The sequence below is a fragment of the Haloplanus sp. CK5-1 genome, assembly GCF_037201915.1.
GTDB lineage: Archaea > Halobacteriota > Halobacteria > Halobacteriales > Haloferacaceae > Haloplanus > Haloplanus salilacus.
This window is the reverse complement of sequence record NZ_CP147505.1, coordinates 1,197,575-1,224,513: the sequence shown is the minus strand read 5'-3', so window position 1 is coordinate 1,224,513 and position 26,939 is coordinate 1,197,575. Positions and strand designations below refer to the sequence as shown.

Annotated in this window: 30 protein-coding genes and 1 tRNA gene; 12 read left to right on the top strand and 19 right to left on the bottom strand. The window is 68.7% G+C overall.

The features are described 5' to 3' along the window. Positions 1–45 precede the first annotated feature (45 nt). Complete coding sequence (locus NBT81_RS06535; RefSeq protein WP_425498745.1) at positions 46–870, top strand: aldo/keto reductase; 825 nt, start codon at positions 46–48, stop codon at positions 868–870. Here the strand turns inward: NBT81_RS06535 and NBT81_RS06530 are convergent, their stop codons facing one another. The 3 genes from NBT81_RS06530 to NBT81_RS06520 all read right to left on the bottom strand — a co-directional run bounded on the left by NBT81_RS06530 (position 871) and on the right by NBT81_RS06520 (position 4,043). Further along, entirely contained in the window at positions 871–2,004 is a 1,134-nt protein-coding gene (locus NBT81_RS06530; RefSeq protein ID WP_338741936.1) for a DUF373 family protein, read from the bottom strand. It lies immediately after the preceding gene. Between the two features lie 44 nt (positions 2,005–2,048). Next, on the bottom strand, positions 2,049–3,047 hold the full coding sequence (sppA, locus tag NBT81_RS06525; RefSeq protein ID WP_338741934.1) for a signal peptide peptidase SppA: 999 nt from the start codon (positions 3,045–3,047) through the stop codon (positions 2,049–2,051). A gap of 72 nt (positions 3,048–3,119) precedes the next feature. Continuing rightward, positions 3,120–4,043 (bottom strand): coiled-coil protein, encoded by a 924-nt coding sequence (locus NBT81_RS06520; RefSeq protein ID WP_338741933.1) that lies wholly within the window; start codon positions 4,041–4,043, stop codon positions 3,120–3,122. A 327-nt stretch (positions 4,044–4,370) separates the two neighbouring features. Between NBT81_RS06520 and NBT81_RS06515 the strand changes: the two genes are divergently transcribed. Genes NBT81_RS06515 through NBT81_RS06505 form a run of 3 tightly spaced genes read left to right on the top strand, consistent with a single transcriptional unit; the run spans position 4,371 to position 5,821 of the window. Then, entirely contained in the window at positions 4,371–4,520 is a 150-nt protein-coding gene (locus NBT81_RS06515) for a hypothetical protein (protein ID WP_338741931.1), read from the top strand. A gap of 47 nt (positions 4,521–4,567) precedes the next feature. Further along, the gene (locus NBT81_RS06510; protein ID WP_338741929.1) at positions 4,568–4,981 is read left to right on the top strand and encodes a DUF371 domain-containing protein; all 414 of its coding nucleotides are present in this window, start codon (positions 4,568–4,570) and stop codon (positions 4,979–4,981) included. 36 nt (positions 4,982–5,017) lie between these two features. Next, positions 5,018–5,821, top strand: a complete 804-nt coding sequence (locus NBT81_RS06505; protein WP_338741927.1) for an endonuclease III — start codon at positions 5,018–5,020, stop codon at positions 5,819–5,821. A gap of 3 nt (positions 5,822–5,824) precedes the next feature. Here NBT81_RS06505 and NBT81_RS06500 read toward each other — a convergent pair whose 3' ends face one another. Further along, a complete protein-coding gene (locus NBT81_RS06500; protein ID WP_338741925.1) occupies positions 5,825–6,238 on the bottom strand; it encodes a dual specificity protein phosphatase in 414 nt (137 codons plus the stop codon). Positions 6,239–6,245: 7 nt separating this feature from the next. After that, positions 6,246–8,168, bottom strand: a complete 1,923-nt coding sequence (locus NBT81_RS06495; RefSeq protein ID WP_338741923.1) for a beta-CASP ribonuclease aCPSF1 — start codon at positions 8,166–8,168, stop codon at positions 6,246–6,248. A gap of 206 nt (positions 8,169–8,374) precedes the next feature. On the opposite strand from NBT81_RS06495, the gene NBT81_RS06490 reads away from it, so the two are divergent. Together NBT81_RS06490 and NBT81_RS06485 are read left to right on the top strand one after the other, a co-directional pair. Beyond that, positions 8,375–8,857: a hypothetical protein gene (locus tag NBT81_RS06490; RefSeq protein ID WP_338741922.1), complete on the top strand. Its 483-nt coding sequence runs from the start codon at positions 8,375–8,377 to the stop codon at positions 8,855–8,857. A 29-nt stretch (positions 8,858–8,886) separates the two neighbouring features. After that, entirely contained in the window at positions 8,887–9,711 is an 825-nt protein-coding gene (locus NBT81_RS06485; protein WP_338741921.1) for an SDR family oxidoreductase, read from the top strand. On the opposite strand, the gene NBT81_RS06480 is transcribed toward NBT81_RS06485, so the two are convergent. Continuing rightward, positions 9,708–10,808, bottom strand: a complete 1,101-nt coding sequence (locus tag NBT81_RS06480) for an ArsA family ATPase (protein WP_338741920.1) — start codon at positions 10,806–10,808, stop codon at positions 9,708–9,710. The genes NBT81_RS06485 and NBT81_RS06480 overlap by 4 nt on opposite strands. Before the next feature lie 422 nt (positions 10,809–11,230). Then, positions 11,231–12,328 carry a pyridoxal phosphate-dependent aminotransferase gene (locus NBT81_RS06475; protein ID WP_338741919.1) on the bottom strand — a complete coding sequence of 366 codons (1,098 nt, stop codon included), beginning with the start codon at positions 12,326–12,328 and terminating at the stop codon, positions 11,231–11,233. 89 nt (positions 12,329–12,417) lie between these two features. Here NBT81_RS06475 and NBT81_RS06470 point away from each other — a divergent pair, with 89 nt between their 5' ends. Beyond that, on the top strand, positions 12,418–12,948 hold the full coding sequence (locus NBT81_RS06470) for a metal-dependent hydrolase (protein WP_338741918.1): 531 nt from the start codon (positions 12,418–12,420) through the stop codon (positions 12,946–12,948). A 5-nt stretch (positions 12,949–12,953) separates the two neighbouring features. Here NBT81_RS06470 and NBT81_RS06465 read toward each other — a convergent pair whose 3' ends face one another. The 7 genes from NBT81_RS06465 to NBT81_RS06435 all read right to left on the bottom strand — a co-directional run bounded on the left by NBT81_RS06465 (position 12,954) and on the right by NBT81_RS06435 (position 19,430). Continuing rightward, positions 12,954–13,688, bottom strand: coding sequence for a PHP-associated domain-containing protein (locus NBT81_RS06465; protein ID WP_338742512.1), 735 nt, complete (start codon positions 13,686–13,688; stop codon positions 12,954–12,956). A gap of 167 nt (positions 13,689–13,855) precedes the next feature. Continuing rightward, a complete protein-coding gene (locus tag NBT81_RS06460) occupies positions 13,856–14,293 on the bottom strand; it encodes a transcription elongation factor Spt5 (RefSeq protein WP_338741916.1) in 438 nt (145 codons plus the stop codon). 1 nt (position 14,294) lies between these two features. Further along, positions 14,295–14,468: a protein translocase SEC61 complex subunit gamma gene (locus NBT81_RS06455; protein WP_338741914.1), complete on the bottom strand. Its 174-nt coding sequence runs from the start codon at positions 14,466–14,468 to the stop codon at positions 14,295–14,297. Positions 14,469–14,530: 62 nt separating this feature from the next. Further along, positions 14,531–15,730, bottom strand: a complete 1,200-nt coding sequence (gene ftsZ, locus NBT81_RS06450; protein ID WP_338741912.1) for a cell division protein FtsZ — start codon at positions 15,728–15,730, stop codon at positions 14,531–14,533. Positions 15,731–15,854: 124 nt separating this feature from the next. Then, positions 15,855–17,222, bottom strand: coding sequence for a D-aminoacyl-tRNA deacylase (locus NBT81_RS06445; RefSeq protein WP_338742511.1), 1,368 nt, complete (start codon positions 17,220–17,222; stop codon positions 15,855–15,857). A 47-nt stretch (positions 17,223–17,269) separates the two neighbouring features. Beyond that, complete coding sequence (locus NBT81_RS06440; RefSeq protein WP_338741911.1) at positions 17,270–18,103, bottom strand: universal stress protein; 834 nt, start codon at positions 18,101–18,103, stop codon at positions 17,270–17,272. Between the two features lies 1 nt (position 18,104). Then, on the bottom strand, positions 18,105–19,430 hold the full coding sequence (locus NBT81_RS06435) for a sodium:calcium antiporter (protein WP_338741910.1): 1,326 nt from the start codon (positions 19,428–19,430) through the stop codon (positions 18,105–18,107). A gap of 286 nt (positions 19,431–19,716) precedes the next feature. On the opposite strand from NBT81_RS06435, the gene NBT81_RS06430 reads away from it, so the two are divergent. The 4 genes from NBT81_RS06430 to NBT81_RS06415 are packed head-to-tail and all read left to right on the top strand — an operon-like array spanning position 19,717 to position 22,465. Next, entirely contained in the window at positions 19,717–20,535 is an 819-nt protein-coding gene (locus tag NBT81_RS06430) for a shikimate dehydrogenase (RefSeq protein WP_338742510.1), read from the top strand. A gap of 45 nt (positions 20,536–20,580) precedes the next feature. Further along, positions 20,581–21,114 carry a helix-hairpin-helix domain-containing protein gene (locus NBT81_RS06425; protein WP_338741909.1) on the top strand — a complete coding sequence of 178 codons (534 nt, stop codon included), beginning with the start codon at positions 20,581–20,583 and terminating at the stop codon, positions 21,112–21,114. Between the two features lie 6 nt (positions 21,115–21,120). Continuing rightward, entirely contained in the window at positions 21,121–22,002 is an 882-nt protein-coding gene (locus NBT81_RS06420; RefSeq protein WP_338741907.1) for an aminotransferase class IV, read from the top strand. A 46-nt stretch (positions 22,003–22,048) separates the two neighbouring features. Beyond that, complete coding sequence (locus tag NBT81_RS06415) at positions 22,049–22,465, top strand: Rieske (2Fe-2S) protein (RefSeq protein WP_338741906.1); 417 nt, start codon at positions 22,049–22,051, stop codon at positions 22,463–22,465. A 15-nt stretch (positions 22,466–22,480) separates the two neighbouring features. Here the strand turns inward: NBT81_RS06415 and NBT81_RS06410 are convergent, their stop codons facing one another. The 4 genes from NBT81_RS06410 to NBT81_RS06395 form a co-directional block, all read right to left on the bottom strand. Continuing rightward, positions 22,481–22,612 (bottom strand): hypothetical protein, encoded by a 132-nt coding sequence (locus NBT81_RS06410; protein WP_338741905.1) that lies wholly within the window; start codon positions 22,610–22,612, stop codon positions 22,481–22,483. 183 nt (positions 22,613–22,795) lie between these two features. Then, a tRNA-Met gene (locus NBT81_RS06405) sits at positions 22,796–22,870 on the bottom strand. A 67-nt stretch (positions 22,871–22,937) separates the two neighbouring features. Beyond that, positions 22,938–23,396, bottom strand: a complete 459-nt coding sequence (locus tag NBT81_RS06400) for a GtrA family protein (RefSeq protein WP_338741903.1) — start codon at positions 23,394–23,396, stop codon at positions 22,938–22,940. Further along, on the bottom strand, positions 23,393–24,163 hold the full coding sequence (locus tag NBT81_RS06395; RefSeq protein ID WP_338741902.1) for a glycosyltransferase: 771 nt from the start codon (positions 24,161–24,163) through the stop codon (positions 23,393–23,395). The genes NBT81_RS06400 and NBT81_RS06395 overlap by 4 nt, the downstream gene beginning before the upstream one ends. Positions 24,164–24,293: 130 nt before the next feature. On the opposite strand from NBT81_RS06395, the gene NBT81_RS06390 reads away from it, so the two are divergent. Then, positions 24,294–26,606 carry a DUF2298 domain-containing protein gene (locus NBT81_RS06390; protein ID WP_338741900.1) on the top strand — a complete coding sequence of 771 codons (2,313 nt, stop codon included), beginning with the start codon at positions 24,294–24,296 and terminating at the stop codon, positions 26,604–26,606. A gap of 32 nt (positions 26,607–26,638) precedes the next feature. Here the strand turns inward: NBT81_RS06390 and NBT81_RS06385 are convergent, their stop codons facing one another. Beyond that, on the bottom strand, positions 26,639–26,902 hold the full coding sequence (locus NBT81_RS06385) for an HAH_0734 family protein (RefSeq protein WP_338741898.1): 264 nt from the start codon (positions 26,900–26,902) through the stop codon (positions 26,639–26,641). Positions 26,903–26,939 lie beyond the last annotated feature (37 nt).

The following is a 26,939-nucleotide window of genomic DNA, read 5'->3' as shown; positions in this document are numbered from 1 at the left end:
CGGTCCTTCCACAACCCCTTTCGGCGTCTCGGCCCTCGAACGTGTATGTCCACTCCCCCGAACAGCGACGGATCGACGACGACCGAAATGCCGGTACTGGGACTCGGAACCTGGCAGAACACGGATCCCGAGGACTGCGCAGCGGCGGTCGCAACCGCCTTGGAGATGGGGTATCGACACGTCGACACGGCACAGGCGTACGACAACGAGGAACACGTCGGCGACGGCATCGCGCGGGCCGACGTGCCACGCGACGACGTGTTTCTCGCGACGAAGGTGTGGATCGACCAACTCGCGGCCGACGACGTGTTGTCCTCGACCGAAGAGAGCCTCGACAAACTCGGCGTCGACTACGTCGACCTGCTGTACGTCCACTGGCCCGCCGGGGCGTACGACCCCGAGGAAACGCTCGGGGCGTTCGAGGAACTCCACGAGTCGGGGCGGATCGACCGGATCGGGATCAGCAACTTCCAGCCCGAGGGAGTGACCGAGGCGGTCGAACTGACGGACGCACCGATCTTCGCCAACCAGATCGAGTGTCACCCCCTGCTCCCACAGGAAGAACTCCGAGCACACTGTGCCGCTCACGACGTCGAAGTGGTTGCGTACTCGCCGCTGGCCCGTGGCGAGGTGTTCGACGTGCCGGAGATCCAGGCGGTCGCGGAGAGACACGGCGTCAGCGAGGCACAGGTGTCGCTCGCGTGGCTCCGCGAGAAGGGCGTCACCGCCATCCCGAAGGCGACGACCGAGGGCCACATCCGCGACAACTGGGCCTCGCTGTCGCTCGACCTCGACGACGAGGACGTTGAACGCATCGACGGCATCGAGCGTCGCGAGCGGCGGATCGACCCCGACTTCGCACCCTGGTAACTACGACCGCTCGACCGTCTCGGGGTCGGGGTCCGGATCGCCCGTCCCTTTCCCCTCGTCGGCGAGGTGCGCGCCGACGCGAACGCCGACGAGGGAGACGACAATGGCCGAGACGACGAAGAGGGCGAGGCGATGCGTGGGGAGGACGGTGACGCCGGCCACGCGCAGGTGAGCGAGCACCGACTCCCGTTCGAGGAAGTAGCCCGCGAACCCACGGACGACCAGGCCGAGGGCGACGACGCCGAAGGGCAGGTTCAGGTAGGGCCGTGGGATGCGGTCGGTGTCGATGAGTTCGTCGAGGAGTCGCCCGGCGCTCGCGGTCAGCGCCGCCAGCGCCAGCCACGGGATGCTACTGTAGAGAAACAGCATGACCGGTACCAGAACGACTCCGTCCGAGACGGGGGAGACGGCGAGCGCACCGAGAAAGGCACCGACGAGCGCGAGCCCGGCCGCGACTGCGTAGGTGACGACCGACACCTGCCCGGAGTAGAGGGCGTCCCGGGTCTGGTCGGGGAGGCGAGCGATGTAGGCGTCGATCGCCAGTCCCTTGTACAACACCGCCGCCCCGAGCAGGGAGGCGAGGCCGGCGAGCGCCACACCGACCGAGAAGCGGACGAGCAACACGGGCAGGAGCAGGAGGCCGACGCCGAGCGGGACCAGTACCGTCGACCGGAGTTGTTCGTCGGCGAGGAACTGCTTGAGGAGGTAGTACGTCGACTCGATATCTCGTGCCTGTCTGACGACGATCCGGTCGACGGAGTCGACGGGGAGGCGGCTCTCGACGACCGGAATCAGTCGCTCGTCGTCGGCGCTGTCGGTGACGATGATCGCCGACGCGGGGTCGTGGCGGTCCAGCAGTTGGTCGATCTGTGCGGCGACCGACCGGTCGGCATCGACGGCGGTGTCGCCGGAGCCGGAGACGGCGGCGACGGTCGCCTCCTCGCCGTCGTTCCGGAGGTCACGCGTGACGCGAAGCGCTTCGAGGAGGCAGTTGACCGTCGAGTCCTCGGGGTCGGCCAATCCGACTTCCGTCGCCAGCGACTGGACCGCGTCCCAGCCGTCGACGGGCATCGACACCCCGGTCGTCCGCCCGATGTCGTTGGCGCGGTCGACACACAGGACGAGCGTCGTCACGGTCGAGAAAACTATCCACGGGAATAAATATCCCCCGCCGAGCTTCAAAACCGGAGACGGAAGCCGCGTTCGTCGTCGCCGACGACGCCAGCGACGCCGGCCCCGAAGGCGTAGGCGACGGCGGCCACACCGCCGCGGAGACGGTCGGCGAGCCCCCGTTCGGGTTCGAACTCGCGGACCGACACCTCCGCGTCGAGGAGGTCACCGACGCGGTCCTCGACGCCGTCCCGGTCGCCGATGTCGTCGACCAAACCGAGTTCGTGGGCGTCCTCGCCGAGGTAGACGCGCGCCTCGGTGTCCCGGATCGCCTCGGGGTCCATCCCGCGGCCCTCGGCGACCCGTTCGACGAAGTCGTCGTAGAAGCCGTCAATCAGGCCCTGGAGGTACTCCCGTTCGTCCGCGGAGAGTTCCTTCAGCGGAGTGCCGGCGTCCTTGTACTTCCCGGCCGCGAAGCGCTCGTACGAAACCCCGAGTTCGTCGGCCAGTTCGGAGACGTTCACCCGCGAGCCGATGACGCCGATGCTGCCGACGATGCTCCCGCGTCGGGCCCAGAGTTCGTCACAGCCACTCGCGATCCAGTAACCCCCGCTCGCACAGACGTCGGTAGCGTAGGCGACGGTCGGACCGTCGAAGTCGGCGGCCGCGCGGCGGATGTCGTCGCTCGGGACGACCGCCCCGCCGGGCGTGTCGAGTTTCACCAGCAACGCGTCGGCGGCCTCGTCCTCGTCGGCGCGTTCGATCCGTTCGACGACGTCGTCGGCGGTGGCGCCCATCGATCCGGGAAGCGGGCCGGGCGTCGAGCCGTCACGGGTGATCGGCCCCTCGACCGCCACTTCGGCGGCGTTGTAGTCGGGGAACATCGAGTCCGCGAGACGACTCGCACCGCGTGCGCCGAGGACGACGACGGAGAGCGTCAACACTACTCCGAGGAGATCCGCGAGCGATCCGGGAACGACGAGGAAGAACACGGCGCCGAGGACGGCCGAGACCAAGACGCCCCCGAGGACGATCAGGAGTCGGCCGACGTCGTCGCCGTCACTCACACTGAGTCACCATACCCAGGGCTGGGGGCGGATCAGTATAAAAAACACGCACGTCGCGTCGGCGTGACCGGTCTACAGGAGCCCCGTCTTCTGGAGCTTCATCAGGTCCTCGGTGTCGAGGGTCTCGCCTTCCTTGAACTTCTGGTAGATTTCCTCGGCCTCCTCCTTGGCGGCCTCGCGTTCGGCCTCGCGCTCGTCCTGCTGTTCCTGTTCTTCCTCCTTGTCGAGTTCGCGCAGGCGCTTCTGCACGCGGACGAAGTCCTCGTGGTGGCGGTCGGCCGCCTCCTGTGCCTCGACGAAGAGGTCGTGCATCTCGTCGGCCTTGTCGCGGATCTCGTCGGCCTCGCGGTAGGCCTCGATCATCTGGTTGTGGTGCTCCTGGGCCTCGTCCGCGAGTTCCGTCACCTTCTGGTGGTGCTGGGACGCCTCGGAGCGGACTTCCTCGGCCTCCTCGACGAGTTCGTCGAGTTCACTGGCGTCGTCGAGTTTCTCCTTGCGCTGCTGGTACTCCTCGCGCTTGTCCTCAATCTTCTCGATGAGTTCGCGCTCGTCCTCGGTGCTCAGGACTTCGGTCTGCTGGCGGAACTCGAGTTCCTCGATCTCCTCTTCGAGCTCCTCGAGATCCTTGCCGTCACCGAGTTCGAGGTCCTGTTTCAGCTCCTCGACCTGGTCGAACAGCTCGTTTGCCTCCGCGTTGAGCTCGTTGCGGCTCTCCTTGTGTTCCTGGACCTGCTCGTTGAGCTCGTCGCGCTGCTCGCGGTGCTCCTGTGCTTCGTCGACCTTCTCCCGTGTCTTCGCGTTCAGGTCGTCGCGCTTGGAGGCGCGCTCCGACGCCATCTGGTTGAGTTCGTTGCGTCGGTCCCGGAGCTGTCCGGCGAGTTTGATGAGCTGTCCCTTCGAGTCGTTTTCGAGCTGGTCGTCCGTGAGTTCGACGTTGTCCGCCTCGTCGAGCGCGTCGACGTCGAATTCGTCGAGTACTTCTTCTGTTGTTACCATTGTTGAAACCTCGATACCATCGCTCCGGACGTAGGTGTGGCTCGCCGTCGCGCAGTCTGCCGTGGATAAGAATTCCCGATCATTCTGCGTGCGATGCCGCCAATACGCCGGAGGCGCGTTGGTACTACCACCTACGGCGGATTCACACATAAATACTTCGGTGGGCGGACCCCCTGAAAACGCGTACCAAGACACCGTGTACCTGCCGTGTGAAGGTGTGACACCATTCTCGCCGGCATATAAATGGATGCGTCGGAAGGAGTTTCAGTTTCAGTTTCACTTCGGGGATGGCCGAGGTTCATGTCGGAGGAGGCCGTAGGTCGAGCCATGCTCGAGAACCTCACCAGTACGTGCGAGGGCTGTGACCGTCCTCTCGGCGAGGACGCGCTCATGCTGTCGATGCGGACCGAGGGTGGCGAACGGCGGGCTTACGAGTGTGCGTGTGGCGCCGTGACGGTGACCGTCACCCGCGGGTGACCGGCGAGAACCGAAACCGGTATGCCGGACAGGGGCCGACGCCCGCTATGCGAGAGGAGGTCCGCGCGCGCGGCCACGAACACGTCGCCGCGACCCACGACAGCACGTTCGAGGTGACGACGGACGACTGGTTGACGCCGGCCGGCGACTGTATCGTCGGCGTCGAGGCCGACCGCGCCCCGGCCGACTTCGACGACGACTTCGTCGCTGCCTGCCGCGACCCCGAGGCGACCATCACGCTGACACTCTCGGCGGCCGACGAATCCGTCTCCGTTCGCGCGCGCGGCCACCCCGACCTCGGCTTCGAGAGCGATCGAAGCGCCGTCATCCGAACCAGCACGTACGTCGATGACCGAACGGTCGCCGTCGGTGCCGACGCCGCCGCCGCCGACCTCGACCGAGACCTCGTCGACGCCCTCGCCACCGGCGCGGATCTCACCGTCACGCTGGCCGTCGAGTGACGCCGCGTTTTTGCGTCGCCGTTTCCAAGTCCGCACATGTCCGACGAACCCGCCGAGAACATAGGCACCGGTCCCGACGGCGGCGGCACCGAGACGGGGTTCGGAGCCGACGACGCCGAGACCCGGGCCGAGGCCATCGTCGACGCCCTCGGTGAGCTGTACTGGCAGAAGGCGTACGGCGGTCGGGACGCCCTCCTCTGTCTCGTCCGGACGATCCTGAGTCAGAACACGAGCGACGTGGCCAGCCAACCCGCGTTCGACGCGTTGCTGGAGCACTACGGAGGTACGGGAGACCTCGCGGCGACCCTCGCCGACGCCGACCGCGAGCGACTGGCCGAGACCATCGAGTCGGCGGGACTGTACAACCAGAAGTCGCGGGTGATCGTCGAGTGTGCCGAGGAGGTCGTCGCCGACTTCGGGGACGCCGAGGCGTTCGACCGGTTCGTCCGCGAGGGCGACCCCCACGAGGTGCGCGAGCGACTGCTCTCGATCCGGGGCGTCGGCCCCAAGACCGCCGACTGCGTCCTCCTGTTCTCGGGCGGTCGGGACGGCGTCTTCCCGGTCGATACGCACGTCCACCGGGTCGCCCGCCGGATGGGGCTCGCGCCGGCAAACGCGGATCACGAGGCGGTTCGGGAGGCTCTGGAGGCGACGGTGCCGGCCGAGAAGTGTGGCTTCGGGCACACCGCGACGATCCAGTTCGGTCGTGAGTACTGTTCGGCGCGGAAACCGGCGTGTCTTGACGGGCCGGAGGCGTGCCCGCTCTACGACCGGTGTGACCGGATCGGCGTCGACCCGGCGGGTGGTGTGGTGGTCGATCCGGCGGAAGCCGACGGCTGAGCCTCACTCGACGACGCGGCGGGCGTGATCCACCAGCGCGGGGTGTGGGTCGGCGTCGGGATGTGCCGACTGCAGGCGGTCGAGCGCCGTCTCGACGTCGGTGCCGTTCCGCCGCGCGAGGGCAGCGACGGCGACGGCGACGCTCCGGGAACTCCCCGCCGAACAGTGGACGAGGACCGTCTCGTCGGCGTCGAGCAACGCGGTCAGCCGATCGACCGCAGCCCGAAAGTTCGAGAGGTCGTTCCGTGGCCCGTCGACGAGCGGGCGCGAGACGACGGTCAGCGAGTCGGGGTACGCGGGGGGCGTACCGTGTGTCAGTCTGAGGACGGCGGTGATCCCGGCGTCGGACAGGGCCTCGACGTCCCGAGCCGCGGCCCGGTCGCCGACGTGGAGGGTATCGGTGAGACGGTGTCGCATGAGGGGACTACTTGAACCGGAACGTCTCCAAATTCTTCGGCGCGAACGTCCGCATGTTGTAGTCGTGGTACAGCGCCGAGGAGAGGTCCTGAACGGAGCGTTCGTCGCCGTGGACACAGAGTACTTTCTCCGGACGGGGATTCATCGTCTTGACGAAGTTCTCCAGTCCCTGCCGGTCGGCGTGGCCGGAGAAGCCGTCGACGGTTTCGACACCCATGTTGAGCGAGAGCGTGTCGTTGCGGCCGCGACCGTCGCCGCGGTCGTTCATCGGAATCTCGTCCCAGCCGTTCTGGATGCGCCGACCGAGGGTTCCCTGGGCCTGGTAGCCGACGAACACGAGGTTCGAGTCCGGATCGGGGCCGAGGTGGCGGAGCCACGACATGATCGGGCCGCCGGTCACCATCCCGGAGGTGGAGAGGATGATCGCCGGGTCGCCGTCGGCGACCTCCTGGCGTTCGTCCTCGCCGGCGTCGATGTGGTTGAACTCTTCGGCGAGGAACGGGTTCTCGTCGTCGTGGAAGATCCGGTCCCGGAGGTCGTCGCGCAGGTACTCGGGGTAGGTGGTGTGGATGGCCGTCGCCTCCCAGATCATCCCGTCGAGGTGGACGGGCATCTCCGGAATTTTCCCGCTGCGCATCGCCCGTTCGAGGACGAGCATGATCTCCTGTGACCGCCCGACCGCGAAGGCGGGGACGACCACCTTGCCGCCCTGGTCGTAGGTGTCGTTGATGATCTCCAGGAGGTTTCGCTCGGAGTCCTCCTGATCGGTCTGGTAGTCGTTGCGGCCGCCGTACGTGGATTCGAGGACGAGCGTCTCGACGCGGGGGAAGTCGTTGACCGCGCCGTTGAACAGGCGGGTGTCTTCGTAGTGGATGTCGCCCGAGAAGGCGACGTTGTAGAGGCCGTCGCCGATGTGGAAATGAGAGACCGCGGAGCCGAGGATGTGGCCGGCGTTGTGGAACGTGAGTTTCACGTCGGGCGCGATGTCCGTCACGTCGCCGTACTCGAGGGGGACGGTGTGTTTGATCGCCTCGCGAACCATCTCGCTCTCGTAGGGTGGGGTACGGCCCTCCTTGACGGCCACGTCGAGGTAGTCGAGGGTAAGCAGGCCCATCAGGTCGCGGGTGGGTTCGGTGCAGTAGATCGGCCCGTCGTAGCCGTACTTGAACAGCAGGGGGATGAGCGCGGAGTGGTCGAGGTGGGCGTGGGTGAGTACGACCGCGTCGATGGAGTTCAGGGGGGCGGCCTCCGGAACCTGGAGGTACGGCACCTCGCCCTCGGCACCGGGTTTGTCGCCACAGTCGACGAGGATTCGCGTCTCGGCGGTCGAGAGGATGAAACTCGCGCGACCGACCTCGCGACAGCACCCCAGCGTGGTGATCCGAACCCACTGTTCGTCGGACATCTCCTCGCGGTGGATCTGCCGACCGACGCGTTCGAGGATATCGCGGCGTTCGTCGCGCTCCTGTTTCAGGAAGTTTCGGACGTTCGAGACGGTCGAGGACTCGATGGGCGGGGTGCGGACCACTTCCGGCGTCCAGCCGATGGCTTGCGTGATCTCGCGGAGCGTCGCGCCGTGTCGGCCGATAACCATCCCCGGTTTCTCGGCCTCGATGACGACCTCGCCGGTGTCGGCGTGGAAGTCGAGGTCCGTGACGCCCGCGTCCTCCGGGATCACCTCTCGGATCCGCTCGCGGGCCTCCGAAACGCCCATCAACACGTCGGGGTCCGGACGGACCGTGATGCGCTTGCGGAGTTTGCTCGCGAGGTTTCGAATGAGGTCGCCGTTGCTGGCGAACTCCTTGGGGTCGCGCGTGTACACGACCAGTTCCGGGCCCTCGTATTTTACGTCCGATACGGAGATACCGGGGGGTAGTTCGTCCTCGATCTCTGCTTTCAGGTCCTCGAGTTGCTTGTCTACGGAGCTCATGTGTGCCGGTTGAGAGCCCTCCGGACAGCCGCCGTCGCCGAGTGTCCCGGACACGTCGCGACTGGCCGGCCGTTGTCGTGTCGTGAGAGCATCGGTGAACGGGTGCTGTACGGTAGGTGCTCGACTGCGGGAAGAGGCAGCGAAAACCCGCTTGAATCACCCTATTAGTCCAGTATTATAAAAGCCTTCGCAAAGTCGAAGCGGACATGCGACTCACACCGGAGACCGTCGCGGCCGAACACGAGTGGGTCCGTGACCGTGCGCCGACCGTGGTTCCAGTCGTGAACGAGACACGGGCGCGCCTCGGCGACCACTTCGGCGTCGAGGTCGATGACGTGACGCGGGGGGCGTACCGCGAGGAGGTCGACACCGTCTTCGCGGACGGCGACCGCGCTGTCAACGTCGCCGGCTACGTCTCCCTGCTTCGCGACCTCGACGTCGAGGGTGATTACCCGGGGTTCGTCGTCGACGAGACGCTCGGTCGCGCGCTCGCGGAGACCATCGCCGGCGGCGACCCCTTCGCGACGCTGGCCGGCGCGACCTTCCACTTCGCGGACGTGACGGTACACACCGAGGGGGGTGCGGGGGCCGACGACCTCGACGCGGCGCTGGTGGCGGGGTTCCAGACCCGCCTGCCCGGGTGGGAGTGGACCGAAGGGGAGAGCCCCTTCGCGGTCGGTCGGGAATGAGTTAACTGCCGCCGGGACGACGTGGAGGTGTGCAACCGAAGACGGTCCTCATCACGGGCAGTTCGTCCGGTATCGGTCGTGCGACCGCCGACGCCTTCCTCGACGAAGGGTGGGAGGTGTACGCCACGGCGCGCAACCCGGCGGACGTCGAGACGCTCGGGGAACGCGGCTGTTCGATCGCCACGCTCGACGTCACGGAGGACGACGACGTGGAGCGAGTCGTCGATCGAATCCTCGACGAACAGGGACGGATCGACTGTCTGGTCAACAACGCGGGGTACGCACAGTTCGGCCCCATCGAGGACGTGCCCGCCGACGCAGTCCACCGACAGTTCGACGTGAACGTCTACGGCCCCCACCGGCTGACGCGGGCGGTCCTCCCGCACATGCGCCGGCGGCGCGAGGGGACGATCGTCAACGTCTCCAGCGTCGCCGGCCGACTCGCCTTCCCCGGCGGCGGCGTCTACTGCGGGTCGAAGTTCGCCCTCGAAGCCATGACCGACGCCCTCCGGGCCGAAGTCGACGAGTACGGCGTCGACGCCGTCCTGATCGAACCCGGCCCGGTCGAGACGGCGTTCACCGACCGCGCGGCGGACGAACTCGAGGGTGTCGAGCGATCGGGCGCCTACGAGTCGTTCTACGAGGTGTTCGAGGACACGCAAGCCATCGGCGGGGGCGGTCCGGGCGCGGTGCCGCCCGAACGGGTCGCCGAGGACATCGTAGACGCCGCGAGTTCGACCAAGCCGGCGAGTCGCGTGCCGGTCGGGACGCTCGCCCGAGTGAGCGTGCTCGGACGATTCGTGCCCGACGCCGCCCGGGACCGTCTCTTTTCGCTGCTGGACCGGCTCCGCTAGTCCAGACAGGCCGCGACCACGCGGAGCGCGCGTTCGCCGCGCACCTCGTCGGCGAGTAAGGGCACCCGCTTCACGTCGTGCCCGCGGAACATGTCGGCGGCACGGCGGAGCGCGTCCTGCTGGACGTCCCACCGTCGCTGGCAGAACTCGCACTCCTCGAGGTTCGGTGCGACCACCCACTCGGGGTCGACGTCGGCCACGTCCGCGGGGTCTTCCATCACGCGGTTGACGACGACGGTTCCGACCGGAATCGAGAACTCCTCGAGTCGGGCGAGCAGCCGCTCCGACTCGACGACGCTCATCTCCTCGGGGACCATCACGACCCGGAAATCCGTCCGGGCGGGGTCTTGCAACACTGCGCGGAGTCGCTCGATGCGTTCGCGGAGTTCGTCCAAGTCGGGGCCCTTCTCGTCGTCGTCGCCGACCCCGAACATCCCCTTGAACCCCTCCATCATTCCCGAGAACTTCTCGCGCATCGAGAGCAGGCGACCGACCATCGAGTCGAGCACTTCGGGGAGTTCGAGGAGTCGGAGCGTGTGTCCCGTGGGCGCCGTGTCGATCACCACGCGGTCGAACCGCGGGTCGTCGAGGTACTCCAGCAGTTGCCGCATCGCCGCCGCCTCGTCGGCTCCGGGCATCGACCCACCCATCAGCGGGTCGACGGCGTCCTCGCCGAGCATCTCGCCCATCTCGCCGAGGCCACCCAGGGGCGCGTCGTCGACGCCGATCCCCCCCTCACCCAACAGGCCGTCTTCCATCGCGGCCTCGGGGTCGATTTCGACCGCCCACAGCGGATCGTTCTCACGGATACGCGTCGGCGTGGCCGGGATGTCGACGTCGAGGGTGTCCGACAGCGAGTGGGCGGGGTCGGTCGAGACGACGAGCGTCGCGTCGCCGCCGGCGGCCGAGGAGAGTGCTGTCGCCGCCGCCATCGTCGTCTTTCCAACGCCACCCTTGCCGCCGTAGAGGACGTACTCCGGCGCGTCGACGCCGGCGGGCAGGTCGGTCGTCGTCTCGACGGCGACGGGCTCTGGACCGGCGTCGGCATCGTCCGCCTCGTCGACCTCGTCGACCGGCTCCACGTCGAGTTCGCTCATGTCCGGTCCGAGACGGTCCGGACACCTGTACCCGTCGATACGGGAAAGAGGTTACCCGGTGGACGAACCGACGACTGGCCGTGAACAAGGGGCTCTCCCGACGCTCGGTCCTCGCGGCCGTCGTGTCGGTGGCCGGATCCATCACCGGCTGTCTCGGGAGCGAGCCGTCGACGGCCCCGACGGCCTCACCGACCGCGACACCAACCCCGAACACGGACTGCCCGCCCGCGCTGGTCGTCTCCGAAGCCGACCCTGAAACTGTCGACACCGAGGCCGCCGTCGACTACGGGAGCCTCTCCGCCGGAAACGGGCGACGGTTCGACCGCGCGCGACGGCAGCGTCGAGGAACTCGCGCACGACTGGCGGGGGGTCGGCGTCGTGGCGTACGACGGGGCGTACTACCGCGCGAGCGTCGTCGTCTGTTAGAAGCCGTCGTAGTCGGCCAGCCGCTCTGCCGCTTCCTCGGCCCGCGGGGTGACGAGGGCGAACCGGAGCCACTCGTCGTGCGTGCCGAACGTATCGCCGGGCATGCAGGCGACACCCGCCTCGTCGACCAGTCGCTCGACGTTGTCGAGGGTGCCGGGGAAGCCCTCGAAGCGCGCGAACACGTAGAACGCTCCGTCGGGGACGACGTACTCCGCGCCCGCGGCGTCGAGGGCGTCGGTGAAGGCGTCGATGCGCTCCCGGAGGAGGTCCCGCGAGGCCTCGTAGTACTCCGGCCCCGTCTCCCGGAGCGCCCGGAGGACGGCGGCCTGCGAGGGGCGTGCGCCGGTGACGTTGACGAGCATGTGTCGCGTGCGGGCAGCCTCGGCCAGTTCCGGCGGGAAGACGCCGTAGCCGACCCGGAGGCCGGTCACCGCCATCGACTTCGAGAAGGAGTTGGTCACGACGGCGTCGTCGGTGACCGAGAGTGCGCTCGCGAACCGGCCGGAGTAATCGTAGTGGTCGTACACCTCGTCGGAGATGAGGACGGCGTCGACCTCGGCCGCGAGGTCGGCCACGGCGGCCATCGTCTCCTCGCCGTACACCGCGCCAGTCGGGTTGTTCGGCGAGTTGACGAGGATCGCAGCAGTCTCGGAACTGGCCACCTCGCGCATCGCCGCCAGGTCCAGACCGCCGTCGTCGGCGACGGGGACGAGTCGCACGTCGGCGCCGAGCAGCCGCGCCTTGCCGGGGTAGTAGGGGTAGACGGGGTCGGTCAGGAGGATCTCGGAGCCGGCGTCGCGGTCGAGTGCGCCGGCCATGGCGAGGTAGTTCGCCTCGCCAGCGCCGTTCGTGACGATGATCCGGTCGGCGTCGACGCCACGCCGGGCGGCGATCTCCTCGCGGAGAGCGCCCAATCCGTCGCTGGGCGGGTACTGGAACTCGTCGGGGTCGGCGTCGGCGTACTCCCGGAGGCCGTCGCGGAGCGCGGCCGGTGGCTCCCAGTCGGGCCCGCCGCTCACGAGGTCGATGACGTCGCGGTCGGCCTCGGCCGCGTACTGCATGACGTGAAAGAAGAGGGGCGTGTCGTACTCCATGGTCGCTGTCTGGACGGCCGCCGAATGGCTCTTTCGCTCCACACCGATGCCGGTAGTTTCGAGTCGAGGGGGGTCGAACCACCGGCCGAATGAACAAGAAAGGACACGTACTCAACGCGGCGCTGTTGAGCGTCGGCCTCGGCGTCGTGCTGGCGACGCCGACGACCCTCTCGGCGTCGGCCGCGCTCGACTCCGCGGTGATGGTGATCGAACTCTCCGTTCCGGTCGTCCTCGGCGCGCTCTTTCCGGACGTGGACACGGCTTTCGGCAAACACCGCAAGACGCTCCACAACGTGTTCGTGTTGGGCGTCGTCGCCGCGTTTCCCGTCCTCTTCGGCAACCTCCAGTACGTCTGGATCGGCGTCGCGACGCACTTCCTCCTCGATGTGGTCGGGAGTCGTCGGGGCATCGCCTTCTTCTACCCGCTGACCAGTCAGGAGTGGGGACTCCCGTCGGGCGTGACGACCAGTAGCAAGTACGCCGACCTCGTGACGGTGATCGTCACCGGTATCGAACTCGGCGTCCTCGGCGGCATCCACTTCTACGTGCTGCCACTCGACCGGACGGCGAACGCGTTGAACGCCATCCCGACGAGCGTCGTGAACGCGCTTCCGGTGTAACCCGATCAGTAGACCGTCAGGTCGTCGAACCGGTCACCGTAGGCGATGTGGCTGGGATTGGTCGGCTCGGTCCCGGAGAGGAAGAGGCGGTCGATCTTGCCCCACGAGTTCTCGTAGCCGAGGTGGGCGAACTCCGCGAGTCCGCGGAGGTGGTGGTCTGCACCGCTCCGACGGACGACCCGCCGTGGCGTTCCGGATCGAAGCGCCGCCACGAGGTCGGCCTCAGAGTCGATGCTCACGTCGAAGTCGGTCCACACCTCGCCGACGGTGGCCCGGAAGTGGGCGTACGACGATCCGAACCCCGGCAACCCCGTCTTGCGCGCGACGATCCGTGCCCGACGGTTCTGGTGGGGGAGACATTTCGCGTTGTGCGTCTCGACGGCAGCGAAGGCGTCGGGGTCGGCGGCCACGTCCGCCCGCGAGCAACTGACGTTCAGCATCTCGGGGTGGGGTGCGAGGACCGCCGCGTCCTGTCGGTCGAACTCGGCGAGGGCGCCGCGGAACGTGATGAAATCGGGGACGGGATCGGACAGTCCGACCACGAGGAGGTGCCGGCGGGCGTGCCACGGTCCGGTGAACACTTCGCGCGCGGGGACGACGAGGAGGTCGTCGTCGGAGAAGCGTGCAGCACGGTCGCGGATGGTCGGTAACCGTGTGAAATGCGGGGCGTACACCAACATGTCGAGGCCGCGGGCTTTCGCTCGCTCGACGACACGATCGTCCAGCACTTTCACGTGCATGTCGATGCGGGTCTGCCCTGCCGTCGTCACGTTTCACTCTGGTCGGACGCCGCAGTTAGTGGTTGTCATTCCGGCGATGTCGTGTGAGCCGACCGACGGGAATCGAGACCGGAAAGGCGCGCTAGCGTTCTTCGCTGTCGCCGGACCACGTCCGGATATTCGAGGAGCTACCGCTCCTCGCTATCGAGCACCCGGATCTGGTCGCCACGGACCGTCACGGGGATCGGGACGGTCGCCTCGTACAGTTCGACTGTCACCTGATCTTTCCCTTCGTCGATCCGCTGGACACGGGCTTTCTCGCCTTTGAACGGGCCGGCGATGAGTTCCACGATGTCGCTCTCGGCGATGCCCTCGACGTCCGGCGTCGGCGAGAGGAAGTGTTCCACCTCGGTGAGCGAGGAGGTGCCGGGGACGATGCTCCGGGCGTGGGGAATCTCCTCCATCACGCGTTCGAGGACGGCGCTGTTTTCGGCCTCGACCATCACGTAACTCGTCAGCGAGTCGGGCGCGAGGACGGCGTGCACCTCGTCCTCCTCGCGGCTGGCGATCATGTCCGCGACGGTTCGCTCCTGACTGGCCGTGGTCTTGACTGCGAAGATGCCCATATCAGCCGCCTCCGGGGATGAAGGTCATGATGGCGAACATGACAAATCCGAGGAGGCCGACGAGAAAGATCCCCGCCCCCGCGATCTTGGCGATCTGCGAGAACTCGTTCCACGACGGCGTGCTCGCCATCTTGAGCACGCGGACGTAGCTTGCGAGGTCGTATTTGACGTCCATAGCCGAGCTACGCGAGCCGGCTTTTTTTATCTATTGATAAGATCCGGACCGGCCGGCGAGCGCTACTCCACGTAGTCGATGTCGTCGGTCGTCGGTTCGGGCGTCGGTTCGGGCGTCGCACCGCCGGCCGGTGCCTCCTCGGTCGCCGCCTCGTCCCCGCGCCCGTAGATCTGGGGCGACTCGACGCCCGTGACGACGATCATCGTCCGCATCGTGCCGTCGAGTTCCTCGTCGATGGAGGTGCCCCAGATGATGCGGGCGTCGGGGTCGATGCGGTCGTAAATCTCCTCGACGACGCCCTCGGCCTCCTCGATGGCCATGTCGGTGCCGCCGGTGACGTTGACGAGCGCCGAGTTAGCCCCGGAGATGTCCACGTCGAGCAGGGGCGACCGCAGGGCGGAGCGCACCGAGTCCTGGGCCTTCTGCTCCGAGTCGCTCTCGCCCAGACCGATCATGGCGACGCCGCCTTTCTTCATGACCGTCTTCACGTCGGCGAAGTCCAAGTTGACGAGGCCCTGTTTGGTGATGAGTTCGGTGATTCCCTTCACCGAGCGCATCAACACTTCGTCGGACACCTTGAACGCCTGCTTGACCGGGAGTTTCCCGACGGAGTCGAGCAGTCGGTCGTTGGGCACGACGATGACGGTGTCGGCCACGTCGCGCAGTCGTTCGAGGCCGGCCTCGGCGTTGGTCCGGCGGACCTCGCCCTCGGCGGTAAACGGTGTCGTCACGATGGCGATGGTGAGCGCACCCGACTCGCGGGCCGCCTCCGCGACGACGGGGGCCGACCCGGTGCCGGTGCCACCGCCAAGTCCCGCGGTGACGAACACCATGTCGGACCCCTCGATGGCCCCGTAGATGTCCTCTTGACTCTCGATCGCGGCCTCCTCGCCGACCTGTGGAACCGAACCCGCACCCCGGCCGCCGGTCTTCTCCTCGCCCATGAGAATCTTGGTGTCGGCCTCGACGTCGACCAAGTGCTGGACGTCGGTGTTGGCCGCGACGAGGTTCGCACCGTCGATCCCTTCTTCGGCCATCCGGTTGACAGTGTTGCCGCCGGCGCCCCCACAGCCGACGACGGTGATGTCCGTCTGGAGATCCTCCAGAACGTCTTCGAGTTCGTCGTCGGTCATCTTCCCCGAACGGTTCGAGGCGTCGCTCTCGGCGGCTGGCTCCCGACCCGCGGCCGGATCCGCGTCGGCCGTGGTCCCATCCCCCGGCTCCTCGGCGTCCTCGATGGCATCCTCCACGATCGAGTCCATGGTATGTCCACGCGTTTCGAAGGCAGCCACATTATCTTTCCGCCCGTTGTCACGCGTGCGTCTGACGCTCCGCGGAACCGACTCGTCGTCGCGTCTTGCGTGCGTCAGACAATGGTAACTTTCGTTATGTTTCCGGCGGCTCGACGGCCGGGAGACGTTCGACTCGTTCGCGTTGCACCACCGCGGGATCGATCCGTTCGCCGTCGACGTCGACGGCCTGCCCGTCCGCGAGGCGGCCGAAGGCTGGTCCCTCCGGGATGCCGAGCCGACGGGCGGCGGCGGGGTCGAACGACTCCGTCCGGACGACCACCTCGTCGTCGCGGCGTTCCACGTCGCCGTCGCCCGTCCGCAGGACGGCGGCCAGGGCGTCGGTCAGGTCGTCGGCCGCGGTCGTGGGGTCGGTCGCCGGGAGCGCCACCCGCCCACGGGGTCGGGTCCCGGCCTCCACCGTCTCGAAGGCGACGGCGACTCCCTCGACGGCCGCGCGGGTCGCCTCGGCGTCGACGGCGTGGGCCGCGTCGATCAGGTCGGTCGGCAAGGACGCGACGGCGATGGCCGCGTCGGGGTCGCGGCCCTCGACCGAGGGCACGGCGTCGCCGAAGCGGAGGCCGTCCTCGACAGGGGCGAGTCGATCCTCGGCGGCGTCGACAAAGTGAAGGGGGTGATCGCCCGTCTCCCGGAGCCACGTCTCGGTGACGACGCGGTAGCCCAGGTCGTCGAGGACCGACTCCAATCCCGGTCGGTCGCCCTCGACGAGGACGACGTCGGTCGCGCTGGCCTCGACCGCCCGCCGGATCACGTCCCGGTTCGTCGCCGGGTTCCCCATGGCCTCTAGCCCCCAGTCGGCGGCGACGTGGCCCACCGCCCACTCGGTGTCGCGGACGATCCGGCCGAAACGGGGTGCGTAGTGGCCACCGCCGAAGCCGGCGATCTGTTTCTCGCGGTCGGCGTCGACACCCCGGAGGTCGAGGACGGCCCGAGCCACCGCCATCGCCCCCTCGGGATCCGTCCACTCGGCCTCGCTGCTCCCGAGTTCGACGAACATCGACGGCACGCCGACGTCGGTCGGGCCGTGGTGGGTACACTCGGTTCCGACCTCGTAGTCGGGAGGCGCGTGCCGGTCGAGGGCGGCGACGACGTCGCTGGCGGCGTTGGGTGGCGCTCGGGCGAACCGACCGGGGTCGCCGCCGTACTCCGCCTCGCCGAAGTTACCCGTGTGGTGGGCGGTCAGGAGCGGGCCGGTCTCGCCGGAGTGACGCGAGACGACGATCAGCAGATCGGGGTCGTCGAAGGCGACGTCGGGGCGTTCGAGGTGGATGTGGATGTCGTCGAACGTCCGGAGTTCGAACCCGTCGGTCCGGTAGTAGACGCCGCCGCCGTCGGCGTCCGGCCGCGTGTCGTCCCGGCCCTCGGTCCAGTCGGCCAGGTCGAGTAACTGCTCGCCGATGTGTTCGGAGGCGTTGTCGGCACGACTGACGACGATAGCGATCACGCCGGACTCTGGCGGTCGACCCACAAAACGACCGCGGTCCGGCGCGGTCAGTCCCCGGTGACGACCAGTACCGGGCGGTCGACGCTCCGGAGGACCCGACCCGTGACGGTGCCCAACTGCTGGCCGGCGAGGTTGGTCTGCCCTTCGGACGACATGACGAGCAGATCGACGCCCTCGTCGTCGACGTAGTCGGCGATGGCGTCGTGAGCGGTGCCGCGGACGACGGACGTCCGAACCTCGAAGTCCGCCGTGTCGATGCCGTCGACCAGGTCGTCGACCGCCTGTCGTCCACGGGTTTCGAGGCGCTCGACGAACTCCTTGCCGACGCCGCCGGCGTTGAACACCCCGGCTTCGGCCTGGATGTCGACGACGGAGAGGGCGTGGAGCGTCGCCCCGAATCGGCGGGCGATGTCGGCCCCGTAGGGAGCCACTCGCTCGGCCACCTCGCTCCCGTCGGTGGTCGCGAGGACGGTCCCGTAGTCCGCGCCGGTGTCGTCCTCGATGTCGCCAGCGGGCACGGTCAACACCGGCACGTCGCTCCGGCGCAGGAGGCGCTCGGTGACGCTACCGAGGATCCGCTTTGCCACACCTGACCGCCCCTGCCGTCCGACGACGACGAGGTCGGCACCGCCGTCGGCCGCGCGACCAGCGATGGTGCTCGCCGGCTTTCCCGAGAGGAGTTCGCTCTCGACTGGAACACCCACGTCGGTCGCCAGCGCCGCAGTCTCGTCGAGGACCGCCCGTCCACGCTCGTCGGCCCCGCCGTACACGGTGACGACGGTGGCCTCGGCGTCGTACCGAGCCGCGAGTTCGAACCCGTGTTTGGCCGCCCGACGCGCACACTCGCTTCCGTCGACCGCGATCAGGACGTCGTCGAACATCTCAGTCCGCCCCCCGTGGGTGGTCGGCGGCCGAAAACGCGTCGGTCACCGTGCCGATCGACTGCTGGAGGATGCTCCCCAAGGCCGCCCGCCGCGACACGAACAGCGAGACGCCGAGCACCAGGTAGATCCCGGTGAACGCCAACAGGAGTTCGTAGTCCGAGATGGGCAGGACGAGGACCTCGCGGATGAGCAGGAACTCCGAGAAGACCTGCGAGAGGAACAACACGAGCAACACCAGCGCCTCCCGGACGGAGATCTCGAAGTTGACGAGGAGGCCGATAGCGAAGAAAGACTGGGCGGCGGTCAGCCAGATCTCGGCCGACTGTTTCTGGTCGAAGGGAAGCGCACCGTACTGGCCGAGCGCGATGGAGTGGACGACCACGAGCGTGCCGATGAGCAGCGTCCACTGGTTGAGCTTCGAGGAGATGAGGGCGTTGAACCCAGCGGTCGAGCGGGCCTTGTTCACCAGGTAGACGACGACGATCAACTCCGGCGACTCGGAGGCCAGCGGCGCGATCCACTGGATCATGAAAAAGGAGGGGATGCCGACGCTCTGGCCGAGGTTCTCGAGGCCGTGGGCGAACGGTTCGACGGCGGTGAATATCATGAGTCCGGAGTAGAGAAAGAGGAGGAGAACCGTCGCCGCACGGTACGGTTTGGGGAAGGTCTGGAGGTACGCCGGGACCCCGACCTGTTCCTCCTCGTGTTCGACGTCGCCGCGGATGATGACGGCGATGTAGGCGACGTAGATACCGACGAGAACCAGCATGTCGAGGATGTCGATACCGCCGCCGAAGGGGACGAGAAACGCCCAGAGGGTGGCGAGAAACAGGAAGACGATTTCGAGGCCGATGTCGGGGTCGAGGGTGACCGCGTCGGCGAGGAAGCCGTCGCGCTTCTCGACCGCCAGGTCGGACGACGAACCCTTCCGGAAGACGGTGAAGAGGGCGACGCCGGCCCACCCGATTCCGATGAGGATGCGGTTCGCGCCGGTCATGTTGGCGACGGCGAGGTTCCCCGCTTCGATGCCCCGTTCGGTTCCCGCGAACACGCCCGCGTTCCACGCGTACAGCGCGTCGACCGCGTACTCCGGGGCGACGGCGAGCACCGCGAGGACGGCGATGGCGAAGGCCCGGGGCACGTCCTTCTCGGCGGTCTCCGCACCCCAGGCGAGCAGGAACGACGCGCCGAGCACCGAGAGTCCACTCACCGCGACGGTCACACCCGTCGAGAGCCCTCCGGCGGCCCCGGTCGCCCACACGACGGTCCACGGGAGCGTCAGCGCGACCGCTCCGGCGACCGCGCCGAGCGTCTGGCGTCTCATCGTCCACCCCTGGTCGCCGCCTGCCGTGTCTGTGTCCGTGTCATTGAAACGTTCGTACCCTCCGTCCGTCTCCACCGAATATAAAACACAAGTTGTCGCCCATACGCCCGATATCGATGGGTTCGAGCCTCAACAGCGCCGAATACGGAGGCGACCGCCAAATCGAGCCACCGGTGGATAGAACCTCTCTGGACCGTGAAATCGGGGGATTTGGGGGAAAGAGACGGATCCGGCGCTCGGTCGCGGGGGCTTTTCCCCCTGCGCTCGCTACACTGCCGCGATGACGATGCACGTCTTCGGCCTGATCGGTAACCCCGTCGGTCACTCGCTCTCGCCGCCGATGCACGAGGCGGCCTACGAGGAACTGGGGATGGAGGCCAGATACGTCACCTTCGAACCCGATCCCGACGATGCCGCGGCCGCAGTCAAGGGCGCGGCGGCGCTGGGGGTCGACGGACTCAACGTCACCATCCCGTTCAAGCGGGACGTCCTGGCGGCCGTCGATCCCGACGACCGCGCGGCACGCATCGGCGCGGTCAACACGGTCGACTTCTCCACGTCGCCGCCGCGTGGGTACAACACCGACGCAGCCGGCGTTCGGCGGGCGCTCGAGCACCACGGTGTCGATCCATCGGGTGACGCCGTCGTCGTCGGGGCTGGGGGGGCCGGACGCGCCGTCGCCTTCACGCTCGCGGAGTCGTGTGACGCCGTCCACGTCGCGAACCGGACCGTCGAGCGCGCGGAATCGCTCGCGGCCGACGTGCGTGACGGACTCCCGGGCGGGGCCACCGTGACGGGCGGGGGCCTCGACACTCTCGCCGACCGGGTTCCCGAAGCGACCCTGCTCGTCAACGCGACGAGCGTCGGGATGGAGGAAGACGAGACGCCGGTGCCCGCCGAGCTGCTCCACACCGATCTGGCCGTCCTCGACGCGGTGTACTCGCCGGTGGAGACGCGCCTGCTCCGGGACGCCGCGGCCGCGGGTGCCACGACCGTCGACGGCGCCTGGATGCTCCTCTTTCAAGGGGTCGCCGCGTTCGAGCGCTGGACCGGCCGAGACGCCCCCGTCGAGGCGATGAACGACGCACTCCGATCACATCTCTGACAGTCTCGAAGGTTTTTAAATATCGGGCGGCCCTAAGGAGGCGCAATGGGAATCTTGGACACGCTCCTGTCGCTACTCGGGTTGGCCGACACCTCGACCGACGACGAGGAGCGAGACGCGACCGTCAGCGTCGAGCGCGAGGCGCGAACCGACACCGAAGCGGCCGTGAAGGGGACCGACATGGAGGCCGCGGAGGACGACGACGGCGCGGCCGCCACCACCGACGCGTCGGCATCGACGGAGACGCTCGTCGACCGTGACGGGGCGGCAGAACCGGCCGAAGCAGCCGGACCCGACGGTGGCGTGGAGACCGAACTCGGTACGGCCGAGGCCGAATCGGAGGGGGAGACGACCGGGGAACACGGGGCGACGGACGACGATGCGGCGGGCGACGACGGAACCGCCGAGCCGACCGACGTGATCAAGGGTATCGGCCCCGCGTACGCCGACCGGCTGTCGAAGGCGGGCATCGATTCGGTGGCCGACCTCGCGGCCGCGGACGCGGACGACCTCGCCGAGGCCATCGACCTCTCGCCCAAGCGGGTCGGTCGCTGGATCGAGCGCGCACAGGACCGCTGACCTGCGATGCGGTACCACGTCGACGGCCGCCTCGTCGATGCCGAGTCGGCGACCCTCCCGGTCGACGACCGGGGTGTCACTCTCGGCGACGCCGCGAGCGAACCCGTCCGTGTCGTCGGTGGGACGCCCGTCGCGTGGCGCCGACACGTCGACCGCCTGTTCGACGCGTGCGACACACTGGGTTTCGACCCCGGCGTCGACGCCGCCGACCTGAGGAGTCGAGTCGAGGCCACCGTCGACGCGAACGGCCACAGCGACGCGCTGGTCCGACTGTCGATCACCCGCGGTCGCGGGAGCGCCACCCACCCGCCGCGGATCGACGCCGGCCGCTTGCGGCCGCCCGCGGACCCGGACCCGACGGTCGTCGTGACGGCCGCCCCCCTGCCGAACGATCGGGGAGCCGTCCGCCTCCAAACCGTCCGGACGCGGGCCATCCCACCCGCGTCGGTGCCGTCGGCCGCGGCGACCCACCACCGCCTAGACGCGGTCCGGGCGCAAGCCGAGCTCCGCGACGCCGCACCACCGGACGGCGATCCGGCGGACGAGGCACTCCTCCTCGACGACGACGGCCACGTCGTCGGCGGGACGGCCAGCGACCCCGCCTTCGTCACCGACGACGCGATCCGGCTGCCGGCACTGGGCGACCGGACGGCCCGGACCGCGACGCGGTCCGTCGTGTGCGGCCTCGCACATGCCGAGGACCTCCCGGTGGTCGAAGGTACGTACACCCCCTCTGACCTACGGGAGGGCGCCGAGGCCTTCGTCGCCGAACCGACCGCTGGTGTCCGCCCCGTCGAACGGATCGACGGCGTCGCCGTCGGCGGCGGTCCCGTGACCGAGCTCCTCGCCCGTCTGTTCGAGGACCGGATCGTCGACGAGGTTCCCTGATCCGCCGTCGGGGAGTATAAGTCACAGCCGTCGCTACCCCGGTGCGATGGACTCGGATCGGCGGATCGCCGCGGTTTCCGACATGCCGACCGACACGACGCTCCTCTGTACCGTCAGCGACGTCGCCGCCGACGAGCGACGGGAGGCGGTGCTCGTCCGCACGCCCGACGACGAGGTGCGGGGCTGGCTGAACTACTGCCGGCACCTGCTCGACGTGCGACTGGACAAGGGGTCGGGCGCACCGATGCGCGACGGCGAAGTGGTGTGTGCGAACCACGGGGCGTACTTCGAGACGGACACGGGGCTGTGCACCTTCGGTCCCTGCGAGGGCGCGGTCCTCGAAGCCGTCGAGGTGCGTACCGAGGACGGCGGTGTCTATCTGGTCGACGAGGACTACACCTTCGTCGGCCTCGGGGGACTCGACGACTCCGACGGGTCGACGCCGTCGGAAGTCGGCTTCTGAACGGGCGTCCGAGGCTCACTCCCGCTGCCAGACGTACACCGCGAGAGCGAGCAGTCCACCGACGCCGGTGACGATGGTCAGGACACCGACTGCGAGCGACCAGAGCGCCGCACGGTCGTCGCCACGCTTCGTCGCGTCGGTGTACACCTAGTACGCCATCACGAAGGGGATGACGAGGGCGACGAACGCGAGGATCATCAACTCGGGACCGCCGGGAACGCCGAACTGGAGGGGGACCACATCCGGGAGTGTCACCCGTCGAATCATAAAACCGACGGAGTGGCGCGACCACGTCGCCGTCGCTCCTCGGTCGTGGTGTCGTCCGAAAGATAGCGGGAAGTGGATTTGAACCACCGATCTCCGGGTTATGAGCCCGGCGGAATCTCCTGGCTATCCCATCCCGCTACCGAATCCGAATCCGGTCGCGGCATTAAGGGTTGTGATTCGCGTACCGTCCGTGGATTCCGACGCGTCACTCGCGGCCGACACGCCACGTGAACAGCCCCTCGGTGAGGTAGTTCAACAGCATGCCACAACCGATACCGATGGCGTTGGCCACGGTCGGCCAGAGGTCGGCCCCGAACACCACGAGCGTCACGTCGGTCCAACTCGTCAGCACGGTCAGGACGGCGAAGCCGACGAACAGGCCACCGGCACGGACCAGATGCGACTTGAGGTAGCGCCGCCCGCCCGCCAGCCACCCCTCGGAGCCCGCCTCCGAGAACGTCCACCGGTCGTTGATCAGGAACATGAGCGTGATCGACACTTCGGCCCCGGCCGCCTTCGCCAGTTGTGGGAGGAGGCCGTAGCCGGCAGTCAGGATCGCGACGACGATCGTCTCCGCCGTTGCCCCCACCGCACCGACGGAGACGAACTGGCCGAACCTGATCCCCGAGTACAGTTCCTCCAGTTTGCCGAGCCCCCCGCTCATCGGTGGTCCCGGTCGACGAGCGAGGGCGGCGATTCGCGCTGTCGGTCGAGGAGCGTGTGCAGGCGGTCGTCGCGGAGGAGTCGGGCGCGATGGCGGGCGGCGATCAGTCCCCGGCCGAGACGGAGCGTCGTGCGCACGGGCGAGACGGTCGACTCGGGACGGTCCTCCCAGACGACGGGCACCTCGACGATCCGACAGTCGGCGGCGTCGGCGATGGCGACGAGTTCGATGTCCCACGCGAAGCCGGGTTCGGTGAGGTGGGTGCGAACCCGCTCCCAAGCGTCCCGGGTGAGCGCCTTCGCGCCACACTGGTAGTCGTAGAGGTGGACGTCGAGCAGTCGACGGGCGAGCCACGCGAAGCCATCGCCCAGGTGTCGGCGGGCGACGGTCTGGTGGGACTGGACGGTCGCGTCGGGGTGTCGCCGGGAGCCGACTGCGAGGTCGGCGTCGCCGGCCACGACCGGCCGGAGCACGTCGGCGACGGAGGCCGCGGGCGTGCTGCCGTCGGCGTCGGCGAAGGCAACCACGTCCGTCGACAGCGCCTCGAAGCCGGCGGTGATCGCCGCTCCCTTTCCCCGGCGGGTCGACGCCTCGTTGACCGTGACTGGCAGCGACGCGAGGCGGTCGCGGACCGACGGCTCCGCCGCGTCGAGTTCGACGCGGATCACCTCGGGGGAGACCGTCTCGTGGAGGGCGTCGACGTAGGCCGCCAGTCGGTCGACGTCCGGGTGGTACGCGGGGAGAACCACCCCGACGGAACGGGTCATGGGAACGCCTTTCGCGACGGCAGTAAAAAACCGACCGACTTCGGTTGCGGCGTCGACACCGAGGTTCGGGTGACCGCGCGGCCGACACACACCACAAACTGTTTATCGCCGCTGACACCTGATCCGATAGATGGAGTACGGTCTCGTCCTCCGGTGGCTCGTCGCGTACGCCGTCCTCGCCGGTCTCGGGCGGGTCGTCGCCGCCCGCCTGCTCTCGACGCTCCCCGGCCGGGGCGTTGGATTCGGCCTCCCGACGGCGCTCGTGATCGTGGGCACGACGGCCTACTGGGTCGGCCACCTCACTTTCGGCCCCGCCGCCCTCGCCGCGAGCGTCGCCGTCCTCGTCGCGCTCGCTCTGGTCGCGGGGCTCGACCGGGACGCGCTCCGGGACCGGCGGCTCCGCCTCGCCGCCGGCGTTCGCCCCGGCCGTCGGAGCGTGGAGGCGGCGGCGGTGTTCGTCGTCGCCTTCGGCGCGCTGGTGGTCGTCCGCGCCGTCGACCCCGCGGTCTACCCCGTCGGCGGCGAGAAGTTCCTCGATTTCGGCCTGTTGAAAGCGCTCGACCGCGCGGGAAGCCTCCCGCCCGAAGACATGTGGTTCGCGGGCGAACCCGTTCGCTACTACTACGGCGGCCACTTGGTGACGGCGTTACTCGCCGACCTCACCGCTACGCCGACCCGCTACGCCTACAACCTCTCGCTGGCGGGCTTCTACGCGACGCTGGTGACCGCCGCCTACGGCCTCGCGGGCGCGGTGGCGCACGAACGTGCCGGGTCGTGGCGGGCGGCGGGACTGGCAGCGGCCTTCTTCGTCGGCGTCGCGAGCAACCTCGTCACGGCCGGTCGCCTCCTGGTCGGCTGGCTCCCGGGGTCGCTCCGGGCCGACGTGGTTCGGGCCGTCGCCGCCCGGACGCGTTACTCGGCCGACACCGTCGGGGGGAGCGTCGACACGTTCTCCTACTGGACCGCCAGCCGCGTCGTCCCCGGGACGATCAACGAGTTCCCCCTGTTCGCGTGGCTGAACGGCGACCTCCACGCCCACATGATGGGGACGCCGTTCCTCCTGCTGGCGGCCGCGCTCGCCTTCGCCCTCTACCGGACGCCGCCGGGCGACCTCTGGCGACGGCGCCGACTCGCGTTCCTCGCCCTCCCCCTGCTCGCGGGGTTCCAGACCGTCGTCGACACGTGGAGTGTCCCCTCGGTGTTCGGCCTGCTCTTCCTAGCCGCCGCGCTCGGCCCGTCCGACCCGTGGCCGATCCTCTCCCGTCGGCTCGCGGCGTGGCGCCGTGACCGGTCGACGGGGCCACTCGCCGACGAACTCGCCCACCTCGGGGGCGCGCTCGCCGTCGCCGGCGTCGCCGGTGTCCTCGGTGGTGTCCTGTCGCTTCCGTTTCTGCTCGGGGCCGGGAGCGGCCGCGAAGTCGCACTCCTCGACGCCGCGGAGCGATCCAGCCTCCCAGCACTCCTGCTCGTCCACGGGGCCTTCGTCGTCACCTTCCTCGCGTACCTGCTGGATCGGCTGTCGGTCGACCGCGTCGTCGCGCCGCTCGTTGGCCTCGGTGCACTCGGCCTGCTCGCGGCGACGGCGAACCTCGCCGTCGCCCTCCTCGCCGGCCCGTTGCTCGTTCTGGGGTGGGCCGCCTGCCGGACCGACCGGCCGGTCGGGTTCGAGACGGTCCTGATCGTCGCCGGCGCGGGGCTGGTCGGGCTGGTCGAACTGGTGTACGTCGTCGAGCAGGCCGGACCGCTCCGCATGAACACCGTGTTCAAGACGTACATGCAGGTGTGGGTGCTGTGGGGCGTGGCCGCGGGCGTCGCCCTGCCAGCGTTCGCGCGGTGGGTCGGCGGGGTGTCGGTCCCGGGGACCCGCTCGCGGTGGCTCCGGGCCGGCTTGGCCGTCGCCGTCGTCGCCGCCACGGTACCGTACGCGGGACTCGCGCTCTCGGCGCACTTCGCGCCGGGCGGGGAGCCGACCCTCGACGCCACGGCGTTCGTCGAACGGGAGCACCCCGAGGAGGCGGCGGCCATCGCCTACGTCGACGACCTGTCCGGTCGGCCGACCCTGCTGTCCGCGCCGGCGACGAGTCGCTACCCCGGTCCCGGCGGCGACGCGCCCGCACCGCCCGGAATGTACAGTTGGGACTCGAGTCCTGCCGCGAGTCTGACGGGCGTCCCGACGGTCGCGGGCTGGCACCACGAGGTCGGCTACCGCGGCCGGGAGCCGTACCTCTCGCGGGTCCGCGGCGTCGACGACGCCTACACCGGATCGCCCGAGCGGACCGTCGACGTGTTGGAGGCGTACGGCGTCGACTACGTGTGGGTGGGGCCGGCGGAGCGCGCCCGCTACGGGCCGGTCGCGTTCGACGGCGTCGACGGGCTGACGCCCGTCTTCGAGAACGAGGCGGTGACGATCTATCGGGTGGACGATCCGCAGGTCGACGGATAGGCCGTGCCGTGGACGTGGCCCACGACGCTACGCTACGACTGCCGACCGAGTGACGACACCACGTCGAGCGCGTCGGCGTCGATCGAATCCACGTCGAGCCAGTGTGGGACGTATCGTCGCTTCTCGAAGCTCTCGCGCTCGTCGGGCGTGCCGATGGTACACCAGAGTTGGACCTCGTCGGGGCCGTGGTAGTCGCCCTGGCGCTGGATCGAGAAACAGACCTGCTCCTCGCCGTCGTAGTCGATGACGGCGTCCTTCCGGATGCCGGGGTCCCCCCTGACGATGAGGTGCTGCATGGGCGGGCGTTCGGACAGTTCGGGCTTAATCGCTTCG

What these genes read in the sequence shown, in the direction of transcription:
- ftsZ (WP_338741912.1), bottom strand. Translation starts at nt 15,730, where the DNA reads ATGGACTCGATCGTGGAGGATGCCATCGAGGACGCCGAGGAGCCGGGG.
- NBT81_RS06535 (WP_425498745.1), top strand. Translation starts at nt 46, where the DNA reads ATGTCCACTCCCCCGAACAGCGACGGATCGACGACGACCGAAATGCCG.
- NBT81_RS06460 (WP_338741916.1), bottom strand. Translation starts at nt 14,293, where the DNA reads ATGGGCATCTTCGCAGTCAAGACCACGGCCAGTCAGGAGCGAACCGTC.
- NBT81_RS06435 (WP_338741910.1), bottom strand. Translation starts at nt 19,430, where the DNA reads ATGAGACGCCAGACGCTCGGCGCGGTCGCCGGAGCGGTCGCGCTGACG.
- NBT81_RS06425 (WP_338741909.1), top strand. Translation starts at nt 20,581, where the DNA reads ATGGGAATCTTGGACACGCTCCTGTCGCTACTCGGGTTGGCCGACACC.
- NBT81_RS06500 (WP_338741925.1), bottom strand. Translation starts at nt 6,238, where the DNA reads ATGCGACACCGTCTCACCGATACCCTCCACGTCGGCGACCGGGCCGCG.
- NBT81_RS06415 (WP_338741906.1), top strand. Translation starts at nt 22,049, where the DNA reads ATGGACTCGGATCGGCGGATCGCCGCGGTTTCCGACATGCCGACCGAC.
- NBT81_RS06395 (WP_338741902.1), bottom strand. Translation starts at nt 24,163, where the DNA reads ATGACCCGTTCCGTCGGGGTGGTTCTCCCCGCGTACCACCCGGACGTC.
- NBT81_RS06495 (WP_338741923.1), bottom strand. Translation starts at nt 8,168, where the DNA reads ATGAGCTCCGTAGACAAGCAACTCGAGGACCTGAAAGCAGAGATCGAG.
- NBT81_RS06420 (WP_338741907.1), top strand. Translation starts at nt 21,121, where the DNA reads ATGCGGTACCACGTCGACGGCCGCCTCGTCGATGCCGAGTCGGCGACC.
- NBT81_RS06505 (WP_338741927.1), top strand. Translation starts at nt 5,018, where the DNA reads ATGTCCGACGAACCCGCCGAGAACATAGGCACCGGTCCCGACGGCGGC.
- NBT81_RS06480 (WP_338741920.1), bottom strand. Translation starts at nt 10,808, where the DNA reads ATGAGCGAACTCGACGTGGAGCCGGTCGACGAGGTCGACGAGGCGGAC.
- NBT81_RS06470 (WP_338741918.1), top strand. Translation starts at nt 12,418, where the DNA reads ATGAACAAGAAAGGACACGTACTCAACGCGGCGCTGTTGAGCGTCGGC.
- NBT81_RS06455 (WP_338741914.1), bottom strand. Translation starts at nt 14,468, where the DNA reads ATGGACGTCAAATACGACCTCGCAAGCTACGTCCGCGTGCTCAAGATG.
- NBT81_RS06490 (WP_338741922.1), top strand. Translation starts at nt 8,375, where the DNA reads ATGCGACTCACACCGGAGACCGTCGCGGCCGAACACGAGTGGGTCCGT.
- NBT81_RS06515 (WP_338741931.1), top strand. Translation starts at nt 4,371, where the DNA reads ATGCTCGAGAACCTCACCAGTACGTGCGAGGGCTGTGACCGTCCTCTC.
- NBT81_RS06400 (WP_338741903.1), bottom strand. Translation starts at nt 23,396, where the DNA reads ATGAGCGGGGGGCTCGGCAAACTGGAGGAACTGTACTCGGGGATCAGG.
- NBT81_RS06390 (WP_338741900.1), top strand. Translation starts at nt 24,294, where the DNA reads ATGGAGTACGGTCTCGTCCTCCGGTGGCTCGTCGCGTACGCCGTCCTC.
- NBT81_RS06510 (WP_338741929.1), top strand. Translation starts at nt 4,568, where the DNA reads ATGCGAGAGGAGGTCCGCGCGCGCGGCCACGAACACGTCGCCGCGACC.
- NBT81_RS06385 (WP_338741898.1), bottom strand. Translation starts at nt 26,902, where the DNA reads ATGCAGCACCTCATCGTCAGGGGGGACCCCGGCATCCGGAAGGACGCC.
- NBT81_RS06465 (WP_338742512.1), bottom strand. Translation starts at nt 13,688, where the DNA reads ATGCACGTGAAAGTGCTGGACGATCGTGTCGTCGAGCGAGCGAAAGCC.
- NBT81_RS06430 (WP_338742510.1), top strand. Translation starts at nt 19,717, where the DNA reads ATGCACGTCTTCGGCCTGATCGGTAACCCCGTCGGTCACTCGCTCTCG.
- NBT81_RS06440 (WP_338741911.1), bottom strand. Translation starts at nt 18,103, where the DNA reads ATGTTCGACGACGTCCTGATCGCGGTCGACGGAAGCGAGTGTGCGCGT.
- NBT81_RS06475 (WP_338741919.1), bottom strand. Translation starts at nt 12,328, where the DNA reads ATGGAGTACGACACGCCCCTCTTCTTTCACGTCATGCAGTACGCGGCC.
- NBT81_RS06520 (WP_338741933.1), bottom strand. Translation starts at nt 4,043, where the DNA reads ATGGTAACAACAGAAGAAGTACTCGACGAATTCGACGTCGACGCGCTC.